Source organism: Rhizobium indicum (assembly GCF_005862305.2).
Taxonomy (GTDB): Bacteria; Pseudomonadota; Alphaproteobacteria; order Rhizobiales; family Rhizobiaceae; genus Rhizobium; species Rhizobium indicum.
This window is the reverse complement of the sequence record NZ_CP054021.1, coordinates 1,988,568-2,003,890: the sequence shown is the minus strand read 5'-3', so window position 1 is coordinate 2,003,890 and position 15,323 is coordinate 1,988,568. Positions and strand designations below refer to the sequence as shown.

16 protein-coding genes are annotated in these 15,323 nt (G+C 60.0%); 6 read left to right on the top strand and 10 right to left on the bottom strand.

Translation table 11 applies throughout. From position 1 onward, the window contains the following. Positions 1–55 precede the first annotated feature (55 nt). On the top strand, positions 56–844 hold the full coding sequence (locus FFM53_RS09935; RefSeq protein ID WP_138388125.1) for an L-iditol 2-dehydrogenase: 789 nt from the start codon (positions 56–58) through the stop codon (positions 842–844). Between the two features lie 89 nt (positions 845–933). Then, positions 934–1,944, top strand: coding sequence for a zinc-dependent alcohol dehydrogenase family protein (locus FFM53_RS09930; protein WP_138388124.1), 1,011 nt, complete (start codon positions 934–936; stop codon positions 1,942–1,944). 15 nt (positions 1,945–1,959) lie between these two features. On the opposite strand, the gene FFM53_RS09925 is transcribed toward FFM53_RS09930, so the two are convergent. Continuing rightward, the gene (locus tag FFM53_RS09925) at positions 1,960–2,979 is read right to left on the bottom strand and encodes a LacI family DNA-binding transcriptional regulator (protein ID WP_138388123.1); all 1,020 of its coding nucleotides are present in this window, start codon (positions 2,977–2,979) and stop codon (positions 1,960–1,962) included. A 319-nt stretch (positions 2,980–3,298) separates the two neighbouring features. Between FFM53_RS09925 and FFM53_RS09920 the strand changes: the two genes are divergently transcribed. The 4 genes from FFM53_RS09920 (at position 3,299) to FFM53_RS09905 (ending at position 7,086) form a co-directional block, all read left to right on the top strand. Beyond that, entirely contained in the window at positions 3,299–4,717 is a 1,419-nt protein-coding gene (locus tag FFM53_RS09920; RefSeq protein ID WP_138388122.1) for a rhamnulokinase, read from the top strand. A 20-nt stretch (positions 4,718–4,737) separates the two neighbouring features. Then, on the top strand, positions 4,738–5,493 hold the full coding sequence (locus tag FFM53_RS09915) for a DeoR/GlpR family DNA-binding transcription regulator (RefSeq protein ID WP_138388121.1): 756 nt from the start codon (positions 4,738–4,740) through the stop codon (positions 5,491–5,493). A 90-nt stretch (positions 5,494–5,583) separates the two neighbouring features. Then, positions 5,584–6,273, top strand: a complete 690-nt coding sequence (locus FFM53_RS09910) for a class II aldolase/adducin family protein (protein WP_138388120.1) — start codon at positions 5,584–5,586, stop codon at positions 6,271–6,273. Between the two features lie 39 nt (positions 6,274–6,312). After that, the gene (locus FFM53_RS09905; RefSeq protein ID WP_138388119.1) at positions 6,313–7,086 is read left to right on the top strand and encodes an SDR family NAD(P)-dependent oxidoreductase; all 774 of its coding nucleotides are present in this window, start codon (positions 6,313–6,315) and stop codon (positions 7,084–7,086) included. A gap of 70 nt (positions 7,087–7,156) precedes the next feature. On the opposite strand, the gene FFM53_RS09900 is transcribed toward FFM53_RS09905, so the two are convergent. The 9 genes from FFM53_RS09900 to FFM53_RS09860 form a co-directional block, all read right to left on the bottom strand. After that, complete coding sequence (locus FFM53_RS09900; RefSeq protein ID WP_138388118.1) at positions 7,157–8,017, bottom strand: Pnap_2097 family protein; 861 nt, start codon at positions 8,015–8,017, stop codon at positions 7,157–7,159. A 2-nt stretch (positions 8,018–8,019) separates the two neighbouring features. Then, on the bottom strand, positions 8,020–9,291 hold the full coding sequence (locus tag FFM53_RS09895; RefSeq protein WP_138388117.1) for an MSMEG_0569 family flavin-dependent oxidoreductase: 1,272 nt from the start codon (positions 9,289–9,291) through the stop codon (positions 8,020–8,022). 12 nt (positions 9,292–9,303) lie between these two features. Then, positions 9,304–9,591, bottom strand: coding sequence for an MSMEG_0570 family nitrogen starvation response protein (locus FFM53_RS09890; RefSeq protein ID WP_138388116.1), 288 nt, complete (start codon positions 9,589–9,591; stop codon positions 9,304–9,306). After that, positions 9,584–10,753: an MSMEG_0565 family glycosyltransferase gene (locus FFM53_RS09885; RefSeq protein WP_138388115.1), complete on the bottom strand. Its 1,170-nt coding sequence runs from the start codon at positions 10,751–10,753 to the stop codon at positions 9,584–9,586. Before FFM53_RS09885 ends, FFM53_RS09890 begins: the two co-directional genes overlap by 8 nt. Further along, the gene (locus FFM53_RS09880; protein ID WP_138388114.1) at positions 10,750–11,724 is read right to left on the bottom strand and encodes a sll0787 family AIR synthase-like protein; all 975 of its coding nucleotides are present in this window, start codon (positions 11,722–11,724) and stop codon (positions 10,750–10,752) included. The genes FFM53_RS09885 and FFM53_RS09880 overlap by 4 nt, the downstream gene beginning before the upstream one ends. Before the next feature lie 2 nt (positions 11,725–11,726). Continuing rightward, entirely contained in the window at positions 11,727–12,269 is a 543-nt protein-coding gene (locus tag FFM53_RS09875) for an MSMEG_0567/Sll0786 family nitrogen starvation N-acetyltransferase (RefSeq protein WP_138334410.1), read from the bottom strand. Continuing rightward, positions 12,266–13,384, bottom strand: a complete 1,119-nt coding sequence (locus FFM53_RS09870) for an MSMEG_0568 family radical SAM protein (protein ID WP_138388113.1) — start codon at positions 13,382–13,384, stop codon at positions 12,266–12,268. The genes FFM53_RS09875 and FFM53_RS09870 overlap by 4 nt, the downstream gene beginning before the upstream one ends. Then, the gene (locus FFM53_RS09865; RefSeq protein WP_138388112.1) at positions 13,311–14,357 is read right to left on the bottom strand and encodes a Nit6803 family nitrilase; all 1,047 of its coding nucleotides are present in this window, start codon (positions 14,355–14,357) and stop codon (positions 13,311–13,313) included. Before FFM53_RS09865 ends, FFM53_RS09870 begins: the two co-directional genes overlap by 74 nt. Before the next feature lie 75 nt (positions 14,358–14,432). Further along, positions 14,433–14,915: an MSMEG_0572/Sll0783 family nitrogen starvation response protein gene (locus FFM53_RS09860; protein ID WP_138388111.1), complete on the bottom strand. Its 483-nt coding sequence runs from the start codon at positions 14,913–14,915 to the stop codon at positions 14,433–14,435. Positions 14,916–15,323 lie beyond the last annotated feature (408 nt).

The window sequence follows — 15,323 nt, the reverse complement described above, 5'->3', positions numbered from 1 at the left end:
TGGCAGCCGCGCACGGCACCTTTGCCGATTTAGGCGCGACCGCGGAGGCAGTGCGATGACATATGCGGAAACGGCGCGGCTCTCCGGCAAGGTGGCATTGGTCACAGGAGGAGCGAGCGGCATCGGCAAGGCGGTATGCGAACGTTTCGCCGCCGAAGGCGCGAGGGTTGTCGTGGCGGACCTTGACGGTGAACGATGCGCACGGGTGGCGGAAGCGATCGGCCCTGGTGCCTGGGGTGTGGCGCTTGATGTGACCAGCCAGGACAGCATCGAAGAAGCTGTCCGCTTCACTATATCAACCGCCGGCAAGATCGACATCCTGGTCAACGCCGCAGGCATTTACGACGTCGAGTCGATTCTGGAAATATCCCGGGAACGGACCGCGAGCGTATTTCAGGTCAATATCGAAGGCCTGATCTTCATGACGCAGGCCGTTGCCCGCCACATGGTGGAAAGAGGGGAAGGTGGACGCATCATCAACTTCTCGTCCCAGGCTGGGCGCCGGGGCGAAGGACCGGCAGTGGCTTACTGCGCTTCCAAGGCGGCCGTCATCAGCATCACGCAAAGCTGCGCTCTGGAACTGATCCGTTATGGGATCAACGTCAACGCCATCGCTCCCGGCGTCGTCGATACACCGATGTGGGACGTCGTTGATGCAAAACTCGGCAGCCGCGAAGGCTTGAAACCCGGCGACGTCAAGCGCCGCGTGGCCGCCGCCGTCCCCGCCGGACGATTTGGCGCGCCCCAAGAACAAGCGGCCATGGCAGCCTTCCTGGCCGGCCCCGATGCAGCATACATCGTGGCGCAGTGCTACAATGTCGATGGCGGCAATGTCATGAGCTGAGCGCTTGAGCCGCGTCGCGGGCGCATCATCCAGCAGGGCGGCTTCATCAGCACGAATAGGCAATCGAACTTGAGGTCGGGAGGAGTGAAATGAGGGCTGTACGCTTGGAGTCGATCGGGTCTTTGACCATGCGCAGCGTTGAGAAACCGGTTGCCGGGCCAGGCGAGCTGCTTGTCCGGATTGCAGTGGCCGGCATCTGTGGTTCCGATCGCCACATGTACAAGGGCGAGTATCCGACGGCGATCCCCGTGACGCTGGGCCACGAATTCTGCGGCATAGTCGAAGCGATCGGCGATACCGTTACCCGCTTTACCGGCGGTGAGCTTGTGACGGTCGACCCCAATATCGCCTGCGGCATCTGTCGGGCTTGCACGCAGGCGCGGCCGAACTTATGCGAGAGCTTGACCGCCATCGGCGTGACACGGGATGGCGGCTTTGCGGAATATGTGGCGGTGCCACACGCGCAGGCCTTCATCCTGCCGGCCGACCTCGATCCCGTTCACGGCGCCTTCAGTGAACCGCTGGCCTGTTGTATCCACGCGATCGACAAGGCAAGGATCCGTCCGGGCGACAGCGTCGCGATCCTCGGCGGGGGCGTGATCGGTCTGCTCATGGTGCAACTGGCCCGCCTGGCTGGGGCAGCTGAGATCATTTTGATTACGCGGCAGCAATCGAGACGCCAAACCGCTCTGAGCCTGGGGGCGACGCACGCCTTCGACCCGGTTTCTTCAGACACAATCGCTTCCGTTCGAGAACTCACCAAAGGCGGCGCCGACGTGGTCATCGAATGCGCCGGCGTCAGCGAGACGCTTCAAACCGGTCTGAAAATGGCGCGGCGCGGTGGTGCCTTCGTGCTTTTCGGGGTGACGCCGGCGGGTGTCGAGGTGCCGGTTCTGCCCTTCGATCTGCTCGTAAACGAAGTCGATATCAGGCCGGCCTACCTCAACCCCTTCACCCATTCGCGCGCTGCGGCAATGGTCGCGAGCGGGGCGTTGGAATTGGACGCATTGGTCACCAAAACCATCGGTCTCGAGGAGGTCGCCGACGTGGTGGGCAACGCGCCATTGCCAGGCGAGATCAAGGTCATCGTCCGGCCCTAGCATCGGGGTCACATCTCAGTTGCGGACGCGACCGGTGGAATCGCGCTCGATCAGCGTGACCGGCACTTTTACGATCGCGCCCTGTCGAGATTCGTCTCCCGTTTGGTGCTCGTCGATCAGCGCTTCCAGCAGCCGTGCTGCCTGTCGCCCGACATCGCGGATCGGCTGTGCGACCGTTGTCAGCCGTGGAAAGACGTAGGCTGCCTCGGGCAGATCGTCGAAGCCCACGACCGAATAGTCGCCCGGAACGGAAAATCCGCGATCCTGGACGGCATGGATTGCGGCAATCGCCGAAACATCGGTCGTGCCGATGATTGCGGTGACCTCAGGTCGAGACGCCAGCAGCTCGCGCGCCAGCCGGTAGGTCTCTGCAAAGCTGTGCTCTTCTGCCATCGCCACGATGGCGGGTGCGATCCCATCTTTCGCCATCTCGGCCGTGATGCCTTGCAGGCGAAGCTGGATAGGCTGGCTGTGTGCCGGCGCGCCGACGATGGCGATCGCCCGGTGGCCGAGGTCGATCAGATGGCGCGCCATCAGCCGTCCGCCTTCCTCGTGATCGGCCATGACAGCGTCGTCGGCGATGCCGCTCAACTCGCGGTCAATGGCGATGATTGGAATGTGAGCGTCACGCAGCACTCCGAAATGCTCGGTGCTGCCGAAGGCGCTTGCCACGATGACGCCATCGACGCGCTGGGCGAGCAGCATGGAGATGTAGCGCACCTCATGGTCCATATTTTCCGCCGTGCTGCAGATCAGCGTCTGATAGCCCTGCTGAAACAGTTCCTGTTCGATCGCATGGGCGAGGATGCCGAAGAAAGGCACTTCAATCGACGGCAGCATCAGTCCGATCATCCGGCTTGGTGCACCGCGCAGCATACGGGCGCCCTTGCTGGGCGTGTAGTTCAGCGTTCGGATAGCCGCCTCGACCCGGTCCCTGAGCTCAGGTGAGGCATAGCCGCTGTTGTTGAGCACGCGCGAGACCGAAGAGACCGATGTTCCTGCAAGTTTAGCGATATGTCTGATGCTGGTCGTCACGTGCTCGCATTTTCTTTCTCTACAGCGCCGCGCGTCTTTTCAGACGCGCAAAGGACGCTAGCACAGGAGCGGTCGAACATTCATCAGACGGACTGCTGAAGTTCACTTCCATTTGTCAGTCCACTAGATCACTCGCGGAACGCCGCATCAAGCGCGCCGCTGTTCGAAGACTTTTCTGTCGCTTCGAAACCGCAAACCGGGGCGCTATACAAGTCAAAAATAAAATCACATAAAGTCACATTTATAAAGATTGGTTTGTGTTTGCGGTCTGATACTGTCGCTTTGGCGGGCGTCCGAGCCATTTATTGAGAGAAGCAAAATGATCAATTGCCTCGTAGTTGATTTGGGCGCTGGCAGCGGGCGGGCGATGCTGGGCCGTTTCGACGGACAAAAGATCGATCTTTCGGAGGTTCACCGGGTCTCCGGGATAGAGATGCGCCTCGATGATGGACCTCACTGGGACCTCAATCGTTTGCTTGAGGAAATCAAGAAAGGCTTGCAGCTGGCACTCGAGCGTTGCGCGAAGATCGATTCCATCGGCGTGGATAGTTGGGGGGTAGATTATGCTCTCGTTGACGCCTCTGGAAAGCTGCAAGCTGCGCCTCACCACTACCGGCATCCCCGTTCCCAGCGAGGCTATGACGCCTTTCCCATGACACCCGGTGAAATGTTCGAACGGACCGGTTCGCAGGTTCTCCCAATCAACACGGTCTATCAGCTTTTCAGCGCAGGCAAGGAAGATCCATCGGTGATCGTTACCAGCCAGCGCGTGCTGATGATCGCCGATGCCGTCAATTATTACCTGACCGGGGCAGTCGGCGGCGACCTTACGCTTGCGCACACCTCCGGCCTTCTCTCGTTGGACGGAAAATGGGATCGTTCCATCTGCAGCAGCGCCGGCATCCCCCTCGGCCTGCTTCCACCGTTAAAGCAGCCAGGCACGGTCCTTGGCCGGCTTCGGGAAGAGCTCCAATTGGAACTTCAACTACACAACCGAATTCCCGTGATCTCTGTCGCGGCCCACGACACTGCAAGCGCAGTATGCGGACTTCCACTACGTACGCAGGAAGCATTCCTGATCTGTGGTTCATGGTCAATCATCGGCCGCGAGGTGCGTCAGGCGATCACTTCGGAGGACGCCCGGTTAAGCGGTTTCGGGAACGAAGGTGGCATTGAAGGTCGTCAGCTTTTCTTACGAAGTTTGAATGGGTTACATCTGCTGCAAAAGCTTCGTGCGCACTGGTCGGAGCGCGTCGGGCAGGAGATCAGCTTCGCTGAAATGTCAGACCTTGCGACGATTGCCTCCGCACGTGGGATGTCAGCCTCGATCAATCCGTCGGATCCAGTTTTCTTCGATCCGCCCGACATTGTGGCCGCTTTGACGCGCACCTGCCCCGAACTCGCTGGATGCACCAATGACGACCTCGGCACTCTCGCACTTGCCGTTTACCGCGGGTTGATTGAAGACGTTGCAGAAAGTCTTTTGGCGCTCGAACGGCAGACGAACGAGCCTGTGGCCCGCCTTCGGATCTGTGGTGGCGGGGGCCAGGACGCTCTTTTGTGCCAAATGATAGCAAACCGCACCAGCCGCATTGTCACCGTCGGACCAATCGAAGCAAGTGCTTGGGGAAATATCGCAATGCAGCTGATTGGCCTTGGTTTGATCGAAAACCTTGCAGCGGCTCGCATCGTGATTGAAAAGTCGGCCGATATCCTGAATTACTATCCTCAGAAATAACAATGGGTTTTCCCTAAAAAATGCTCGCAGTCGAACGAAGACAGAAAATTCTTGACCTGGTCTATCGTCACAAAACGGTGCAGGTCACTGATCTCAGCAAGTCTTTTGGCGTCACCGAAGAGACGATCCGCCGCGACCTGCAGACCTTGGATGGAAGCGGACTTCTGAGCCGCACACACGGAGGGGCGGTAGCAAGGGAAGCCGAAGCGGAAGATCTTCCCTACCGGATGCGTCAGGTCACCAATATCGAGGCGAAGCGGAAGATTGCCGCTCTCGCGGCTGCATTGGTGCACGATGCGTATGCCGTTATGATTGACTCCTCATCGACAGCTTTTGAAGTGCTCAGCGCGCTTAAAGATCATCACGACCTAACATTGATTACCAATTCTGTACGCATTACCGCCAATCCCGGAGCAACCCAGCACACTATCGTGTCTGTCGGCGGCGAGCTGCGTAAGCAGTCGATGACCTTCGTTGGAACATTGGCGACGCAGGCAATCGCCAAATTCAATGCCGATATCGCACTCATCAGCTGCAAGGCCATCTCGATATCGGGAGGCGTTATGGATGCGAGCCTTCCGGATGCTGAGGTCAAGCGTGCGTTCATTGCCGCCGCCCGAAAGGTGTGTCTCCTCGTCGACGGGGACAAGTTTGATGGTTCGGCGCTCACCAGCGTCTGCCCTGTTGATCAAATCAACGCTGTTATCACCGATCGTCAGCCTTCCGACGAATGGATCAAACATTTTCAGAAGCTTGATATCCCGGTTCTCTACTAAAAACAACATTTTCAAACATTAAAATTTCTGTTTTTGTTGACTGCATCGCTGTTGCGGTTATGGTCCTATCCGGAATTGAAGGGGAGGATCATGGAAAATAATCTCGAACTGCGTGAATTTATCTGCGAGGTGGGCCGACGCGCCTACGCGCGTGAGATGGGCGCGGCCAACGACGGCAATATTTCCGTTCTACTGGATGATGGTACGCTTCTTTGCACGCCGACCGGTGTCTCCAAGGGCTTTATGAAGCCGGAAATGATCTGCCATATCGATCGCAGCGGAAAGCCCATCGGTGACGGGCTATATCGTCCGTCCACCGAAATTGGCATGCATTTGTGTGTCTACGATCATCGAGACGATGTGCGTTCCGTCGTGCATGCGCATCCGCTTTACGCCACCGTGCATGCCATTTGTGGCAAGCCGCTGACCCAGCAGATCATGCCTGAGTCGACAATGTTTTTGGGCGAAGTCCCGTTGACCCCGTACGGCCTTCCGTCCACGCCGGAACTGTCCGACGCCATCATACCCTACCTGCAAAGGCACGATGCGCTTTTGCTCGAAAACCATGGTGCCCTGACTTACGGGCATGATTTGAACAGCGCCTATTTCAAGATGGAAGCACTCGATTACTACGCCAAGGTCGTCTACCTCGCGGCCTCCTACGGCGGCGCCAAGGAGTTCAATGCAGATCAGATCGAGAGGTTGCTCGATGTTCGCCGCAAGCACTTCAACCAGCCGGGCCGCCATCCGTTTTTGAATCTCGCAGAGCAAGTTCGTTAGGAAGATCATTGATCTTTTGAAGACTATGTGGAGGACGCAATGTACGCAGAAAAGTTTCGCCTGGATGGCAAGGTCGCCGTCGTTACCGGTGGCGGACGCGGCATAGGGCTAAGCTGCGTCGAGGCGCTTGCCGAACACGGAGCAAAAGTTGTCATTGCCGATATTGATAAGGCAATCGCCGATGAGGGCGCGGCGGCAATGAAGGCTAAGGGATATGATGTCGCCATCTACCAGGTCGACGTTACGAAATCGGCGGAAGTCGATGGGCTGGCCGACTGGGTGGTCTCGACCTATGGCAAGGTGGACATTCTGGTTGCGAATGCAGGGATTGCTCGTTCCGGCGTCGCCGCAGAAGAGGTGACCGACGAGCATTGGCTCCACGTCAATGACGTCAACTACAATGGCGTATTTTGGTGTAACCGCGCCTTCGCCCGGCATATGCTCAATGCCAATTCGGGCTCGATCGTCAACATCGGGTCGATGTCGGGTCTGATATCGAACCGCCCGCAGAAGCAAACCTACTATAACGCCGCCAAGGCTGCCGTGCACCAGATGACATCGTCGCTCGCGGCGGAATGGGCCGACCGTGGCATCCGGGTTAACGCCGTTGCGCCCACCTATATCGAGACTGCGATGACCACATATCGCCACGACAATGAGGGCATGATCGATGTCTGGCTGCGAGATACCCCGATGCACCGTCTCGGCAAACCTGACGAGATCGCTTCCGTCGTCCATTTTCTTGCATCGGATGCGTCAAGCCTCATGACCGGTACGACAGTCGTTGCCGATGCTGGTTTTACCTGCTGGTAGTCTATTCCGAATGCATTTTGGCGGCGATCAAACGACAGGTGAGAGGCGGCTGAAATCTGCAATGCATGCCTCAGCGAAGACATGTCCACGTCCCGAATATTTTGGCGATCACTTTCCCATTTTCGCGTCGCAACTGCCCATGGACAGCTTTTTGCTCGTCAGAAAAATCAACAAGGTCGAAGAAAACGCTTTCATTTTGTTCGATATTTCCAAGGAAGAAGACGTCCTTTCGGACGACCGGCCCCTTGCGGGGAAACCAGTTTTCCAAAGCGCGATCGGCCAATGCCTGATACTCGGCAAAGTAAAATAGTCCTGCGCCGTTGAACTCCTGGGAGGTGCTGGGATCAAACCGAAAGGTTCGGAGCGCTTTGTTGGCGGGGACCGGAAACCCGAAATGCGTCCCTAACCGCCCACTCCGGATGTCAGCAGCATTCTGGGCCAGACGGCTGGGCTGGAACCGCTGTCCCTGCGGCTCAGGCAACGTCACACGGGCAATCGAGTGATTGCTGTCTTTGATCGTTCTGTAAACGAAGGTTGAGATGAGTTCGACCGCGCCGACGCTTCGTCCGTGGACGGACAACTCGTGCCGGGTCGACGTCCGGGTTCGTGAGACTGCGGACAATCTCGAATGAATGGTCAAAATGTCGTTCGCCTGCACGACGTCGAAACATGCATCTGTCACGGACGTTGCACAGATCGCGGCATAAGCCTCCTCTCCATCGGCCGTTCTGAAATCCGCATTCTCGAGCCCAAGATGACAGGCGAGCATCAGCCAGTGACGATGGCCGAGTTCCTTCATCAGCCAGGTCTCCGATAACCCGCTTCCGTTCAGATGGGGCATGCCGAGCAGCACATGCGGATCAAGGGTACGTTCCATCAGGTCGCGTGCCGAAGGCCCTGCGGGCGGAAAATCGAGAAGGGCTGCGCTCATGATCAGGCGCTGACCGATTGCTTGAGAGACGATGTCTGTGCCGAACGTCGAGCCGCAAGATGCCCGACCACATGTTCGGCATCCCTGCCGACGCTGAGGAACCGGCCCGAGCCCCAGGTCCAGAGCCAGGGAAGTCCCAGCACGTAGACGCCATCGAGGGCGGTGACGCCGCGGCGATGAACAGGATAGGCGTTGCCGTCGAAGATCGGCAGACCGACGAAGGACCAATCCGGGCTGAATCCCGTGGCCCAGATCACCGAGGTGATCCCCTCCGCCTTCAGGTCGAGTTCGGCAATCTCCGCCTCAGGCTCCCAGACAGGGACATAGGGGGATCCGGCAGGAGCATCGATGCCTTTTTCGGCGATATGCCGGTCAATCAGGGCATTGATGCCGTTATAGACACGGTCGGCGCCGTCGAGATTGGCCTTCAGGTTCGGCTCGAACAGCATCCGGCCGGCGGCGATGCCGGACATGCGGCCATATAGCGCCATGCCCTCCAGCGCGAACTTGCGCAGATCGATATCGCGTCCACGGTCGCGTCCTGTCAGGTAATGGTTGGTGTCGTGCTTCTTCTTCGTCATGCCATCATGTTCGACCGTGATGTCGTATTGGCCGATATCGGAAAGCCAGTCGACCACATCGCGACCGCGATAGAAACGGGCGCAACGCGGTGCGTTGCCGGTGACGAGATGCACCTTGCGGCCGGCAAGATGCAGATCCTCTGCAATCTGGCAGCCGGACTGGCCGGAACCGACCACGATGACGCCGCCGTCCGGCAGTTGGCCGGCATTGCGGTAGCCGGCGGTATGGATCTGCGTGATGTCCTCGGGGAGGCGCTCGCCAGCACGCGGAATGGCCGGATCCGCATAGAGGCTGGTGGCGATCACCACGGCATCGGCGGTCACCGCGCCAGCCGAGGTTTCGAGCCGGAAGAGGCCGCCATGCTTTTCGAGCGACGTCACGCCGGTTTGCTCGAAGATCGGAGCATCGACCTTCTTCACGAAGCGGTCGACATAGGCAAGGATCTCGTCCTTGACCATAAAACCGTGCGGATCCGTGCCGTCATAGGGATGATCGGGGAGCTGGCACTGCCAGTTCGGCGTCACCAGGCAGAAGGCGTCCCAGCGTTCATTCTTCCATTTATGCGCAACGGTCTTCTTCTCGAAAACCACATGATCGATGCCGTGCCTCTTCAGGTAGTGACTGGCGGACAGGCCGGCCTGGCCGCCACCGATGACGGCGGTGCTGTAATGCTGCTTCAGGTTCTGGGGCATGGACTAGTCCTTTCAGAGGATGAAGGTTTTGCAGTGGACGCGGGCATCTGCGTCATTCAGGAAGGCGACAGCGGCGCTTTCAATTCGGGCGAGTTGCTCGTTTGCGGATGAACAGGCAAAACCAAACTTCGCCTCCACGCGATCGCTGGCGATGGTAAGCGCCCTGCGGCTGCGATCGACGAAATCGGCGACCGAATAACTTTCACCCTCGGTGAAAAACTCACGGATGATCAGCGAGGGGGAATAACAGCTCTCTTCCTGGCCATCGGGCCAGGTTATGACAAAGCGCATTTCAGGCATGGTCGGGCTCCAGCAGCGTGTGATAGCGGGCAAGATGGGCGGTCGCGGTTTGCTGCCAGCCATGGCGGGCGGCAACCGCGAGACCACGGGGAATGATCTGCTCGCGGATCGGTGCGACCAGCGCCAGCGCCATGCCTTCGGCAATGGAGACCGGATGATGCGGATCGCACCAGATCGCGTCACCCGGGCCTAGATATTCGGTGAAGGGCGCAATCGAGGATGTCACGACCGGAATGCCGCTGGCCATGGCTTCCAGAACGACGAGGCCGAAGCCTTCCTTGAGCGAGGGAAACACCAGCGCATCCGCCAACCGGTAGAGGCTCGGCATGTCGGCATCGGCGATCGCTCCGGAGATATGCACCGCCGCGGCGTCCCGACCGAGGCAGGCGAGGCACGAACGGAACTCCTCCTGATAGTCGCCATGGTCCAGGAGAGAGGCACCGCCGGCAATGACAAGCTGGGCATCCGGCCGGATGGCGCGGACCTGACGAAAGGCTTCGAGAATACCAAGGGTGTTCTTTCGCGCCTCGATGCCGCCAACACTGAGGAAGATCGGCCCGCTTCCCAGCTGCAGCCTGTCGCGCAGAGCGACCTGCTCCCCGCTCCAGGCAGGCGAGAAACGGTTGGTGTCGACGCCATTGCCGACCACTGTCGCCGCGATGCCGCGCTCGTCTCTCAGCCTGTCCTGCCAGAGGCGGCTGACGGCGAAGAAGATATCGGCCGCATCGATCGCGCGATCCTGTAAAGCCATCAGGCGCGGGTCGGCGAACTGGTCGATGTGGTGGACAGTGCGGGCAAAATTCGGGATCAAGCCTTCCAGCTTGAGCGTCGCCAGCGCATTGCCGGAAATGCCGTCATGGGCGTGAAAGAGGTCGAAGCCATTGGTTCCGGTTCTTTGGAAATAGTCGACATAATCGGCAATCCGCTGCTCGACCATTTGCGTCATGTCCGCGGGTGCCGGCGGCACGGCAATGCAGGCGGTGCCGCAGGAGGGTTGACGAAAGAAGCCCGCCCCCTTGGCATCGGGCGCATGCAAGACCACCTCATGGCCAAGCGAGGTCAGCGCTTCCGAAAGCTGCATGGCATGAACCACGCCGCCACGCGGGTTGGTGGAATGGGTCAGCATGGCAATGCGTAGCGTTCGGTGCGGCGGGAGGCTCATGCGGCGACATCCTGCCGACCAAGCTGCAGCAGCGGTGTTTCGGCATGATCGCGCACCACTGCACGGCTCTCGCCATCGACCAGCGCGACCTCGGCGCCAGCCACGACTGCGCCGATGACCGCAGCGCTGATGCCGCGCGCGGTGAAGCGGGTGACGACCTCGGCCGCCTGTTCCGGCGCGACCGAGAGCAGATAGCCGAAGCTCGGAAAGGTGACGAGCCAGCGGTCGAGGGCGACACCGGCGGGCAGGGGAATGGCGGTGACGTCGATATCGATGCCGACATGCGAACATTCGGCCAGCATGATGGCCGTGCCGATGATGCCGCCCTGGCTGATATCCTTCGCAGACAGCGCCAGCCCGGCCTCGGCGATCTCTGGCAGCAGCTCGAGGTCGCCGCGCAAGCGCGCCGGCGCGGCATCGGTGGCGGCTTCCCAGTTGCTGAAGGGTTCGCGGTAACGGCCGCGATGGTCGATCGCTGCAACCAGCACATCGCCGGGCTTTGCATCGAAGCTCGTCAGCAACTTCCCGGCGCGACCCAGAATGGCGACCGATAGCTGGCCGCGTTCGCTGCGGATATTGGTATGGCCGCCGACGATCGGCACGCCAAAGGCGCTGGATGCCGCCCGCATGCCTTCCAGAACGGGTGTCGCGCCAGCCTCGCCATCGGCCCAGACGGCATCGACCACGGCGATCGGTCGGCCGCCCATGGCAACGACGTCGGAGATATTGACCATGACGCCGCACCAGCCGGCGAACCAGGGGTCGGCGGCGACGAACTCGTTCATGAACCCTTCGATGGCAAAGAGCAGATAACCGTCGCCATCGGGCAGCGCGGCGCAATCGTCGCCGACGGCAATCTGCTGCCCCTGCAGACCGAGCCTTGCCGCGATCGTGCCGATATCCTGCTTGGCGGCGATGCCGCTGCTGGCCGAGAGTTTTGCCGCCAGGCTCTTGATGTCGATTGCGGCCATCCTCACGCCGCCTTTCTGGAAAGGGCGGTGAAGCCTGCCTCGGGTGTGGCGCAGGGTGGATAATAGGCAAGGTCGGCCTTCATCCTGAGATGCGGCTTGCCGTAGACCTCGAACTCTTCGATCACATCCCAGTGCAGCCTGCGGAACAGCAGACCGTTCTGCACCTGCACATTGGCGAGAAACGTGTGGCATCCGATCGCATTGGCGGAGGACACGGCGAGTTTGATCAGGGTCGCTCCAAGGGCGCCGATCTTGCGGAAATCCTGGTGGACCGCCAGTCGCGAGCCCCACCAGAGGCCGGGTTCGGCCTGATGAATGCGCACTGTTCCGACCAGCTGATCGGCGGCAATGCCGAGCATGGAGAGCGCCACGATCGGGATGGCCTGATCGTCGATCGCGTCGCGGTCATCGCCCTCGAAGATCTGCTGTTCCTCGCAGAAGACGGCACGGCGCAGCGCATGCGCTTGGCTGCGTTCCCAGGCGGAGGTCGCGAACTTCACCTGGAATTCGCTCGAGCGATAGGGAGCAAAGGTTTCGAGCATCATTTGGTGAGCATCCTTTCATAGGTGGAAAGGGCGGAGCAGGCGCCGCATTTGCCGCAGCCGGCCTTGATGTCGACGGCCTTCAAGCCGCTGGCGACCAGCATCCTGGACAAGGGGCCGAGGATCGAGTGCATGAAGTCGGGCCTCGGCGCCTGATGGCTTTCGAGCGGCGTGCCGGAGATCGGCACGAAGGGCACGACGAAGGGATAGACGCCGAGAGCAACCAGCTTTTCGCAGATGTCCAGAATGGCTTCACGGCTGTCGCCGAGCCCCGCCAGGATATAGGTCGAGACCTGGCCGCGCCCGAAGACCTCCACCGCGGCCTTGAACGAGGCCATGTATTTGGCGATCGAGACCTGCGCCTTGCCCGGCATGATGCGGGCACGCACCTCCGGTGTCACGGCTTCCAGATGCATCCCGAGAGCATCGACGCGGGCCTCCTTCATGCGGGTGAACCATATATCGTCTTCCGGCGGCTCACATTGCGCCTGGATGGGAATGTTGACGGCCGCCTTGATGGCGCGGGCGCTGTCGGCGAGGATCGCAGCACCGCGGTCGTCGCCCTTCGGCGTCCCGGTGGTCATCACCATATGTTTGACGCCGTCCAGTTCGACCGCGGCCTTGGCGACTTCCGCGAGCTGCTCTGGCGTCTTGTGGGCGATGGTACGGCCGGCTGCCAGCGATTGGCCGATGGCGCAGAACTGACAGGTCTTGGTGCGGCTCTGATAGCGGATGCAGGTCTGCAGCACGGTCGTAGCGAGCACGTCCTTGCCGTGCAGAACGGCGATCTGCGAATAGGGAATGCCGTCGGCGGTCGAGCGCTCGTAGAAGCGCGGGCGCAGGGGAAAGGAGACCTCGCCCAGCACCGTGCCGTCCCTGCTGATACGGCTGCGGCCCATATCGTCCGGCTTTTCGACCAGATAGGGGCTCTCGAACGCAGGTGCGGTGTGAACCGGCACCATCACCGTCATGCCGTCAATGGTCAGTGCCTTGTGGTCGGAAGGTCCGGCACCACCGCGGCGGCTTTCATGTCCGGCCTTGGGGTCAACGAGCCGGGCTCCGTAGGACTGCAATTCGTTGATCAGAACCTCGGTCGGCAGACGTGTCGTATTCTCCATCGGAAAGGATCCTTGCTTCGGCTGTGGGGAGGGATGGCTGGGTGGTGGTGACCATCGGCGCCGTGGCGCGGCCATCCATGACAAGATGCAGCAGCTCGGGCCGGGCATAATGGCCGACGGAATCCATCATCCGCTTGCGTTTGACGATCAGGCTCATGTCGAGATCGGCGATCAGGATGCCTTCGCCTTCTGTGAGCGGCGGCACGACGTGTTTGCCTTCGGGTGAGATGATCGCGGTCATGCAGCCGCCGCGAAGGGCCTTCTGCAGCCCTGCGTCGGACGTGATGGAGGCGATCTGCTCGTCGGTCAGCCAGCCTGTGGCATTGACCACGAAGCAACCGCTTTCCAGCGCGTGGTGGCGGATGGTGACCTCCATCTGGTCGGCAAAAATCGGCCCGACCATCGACCCCGGAAACTGGGCGATATGGATGTCCTCGTGCTGTGCCATCAGGGCGTAGCGGGCCAGAGGGTTATAGTGCTCCCAGCAGGCCAGCGCCCCAAGCCGTCCGACGGCGCTGTCGACCACCTTCAGGCCGGAGGCGTCGCCCTGGCCCCAGATCATCCGCTCGTGAAAGGTCGGGGTGATCTTGCGACGCTTGAGGAGGAGCGTGCCATCGGCATCAAACAGCAGCTGGGCATTATAGAGCGATCCGTAGTCACGCTCGTTGACGCCAAGCGCCACGACGATGCCATGTTCGCGGGCGGCTGCCGAGACGGCATCGGTGGCAGCGCTCGGTACCGTGACGGCTTCCTCGTAAAGTCGCACGTGCTCCTTGCCGGAGAGAACAGGCGGCAGCACGAAAGAAAAATAGGGGTACCAGGGGACGAAGGTTTCGGGAAAGACGATCAGCTCGGCGCCTTTGGCTGCCGCTTCACGAATTGCATCCAGCACGCGGGCCAGTGTTTTCTCGCGCGAGGTCAGATCCGGCGCGATCTGCGCAGCGGCAACCCGGACGCTCGGTTTTTTCTCCATGACGAAATCCTCGATTGACGGGTGGGGAGGCGGAGCGCCAAGGCTCCGCCCTTTATTCTTTGCGTCGCTTGCTGCTTAGAGCGTCCAGGTATCAAGGATGAAGGCGCCGTCGCGGCGATGGATCAGGATCAGGTCGAGAACGTCGAGTGGACTGATCGGCGTGACGCCGGGGATCAACGCGCCTTCGCCATGGCCGTAAAGCGCCTGAAGGGCAAAACGGCAGGCATAGACCTTGCCGCCTTCCTCCATGAACTTGACGATCTGGTTGTTGAAATTCAGATGGCCGGGAAAAGCCTCCGCGCCGAGCGTCGGAAAACCGCGCTGGACGCCGAGCGTGACGCCCGGGCCGTAGAGAAGGATCGAGGTCTCGAAACCCTTCCGCTTCAGGCGTGTCGCCTGCAGCAGGTTGACGAATCCGATCGAACCTTCGAAGGCCACCGTATGGAAGGTGACGAGGGCTTTTTCGCCTTCGCCGGCCTGTATGTCTTCGAAAACCTTGTCCTCGTAATCGACAAGAAAGTCGCCTTTTTGATTGGCTGGCTTGGTCACTGCGGGCATGGATGGCTCCTTGATTGAAATCCGATCCCCATCCGGGGAGCATCCATCCAATTGCAAGCGCCATGCCAGATTGATTATGCATAAATAGCAGTCAAATCGACCTATAATGCATTCATTTATGCGATCAATTTTCAGAATGAAAATTTCATAGCTGTTTTTCTGTGCGACAGAACGCCAAAATCGAATGCACGAAAGCCCAAATCAGATGCATTCAATTGGCCGTCAATCACTGGGAGGAGCCAGAATATTTGAGCAGCACGAGCCTCTGTCACCTGTTTACGCGGGACTTTAGGAAGGGGACTGCCTCGACTCGCGGCCGCTTTTTGGTGTCGGCCGCGGTTTGCGGCAAGATGACTTATCGCATCCATCGGAAAGATCTAGCTATATTGAATGCAATCAATTAATGCA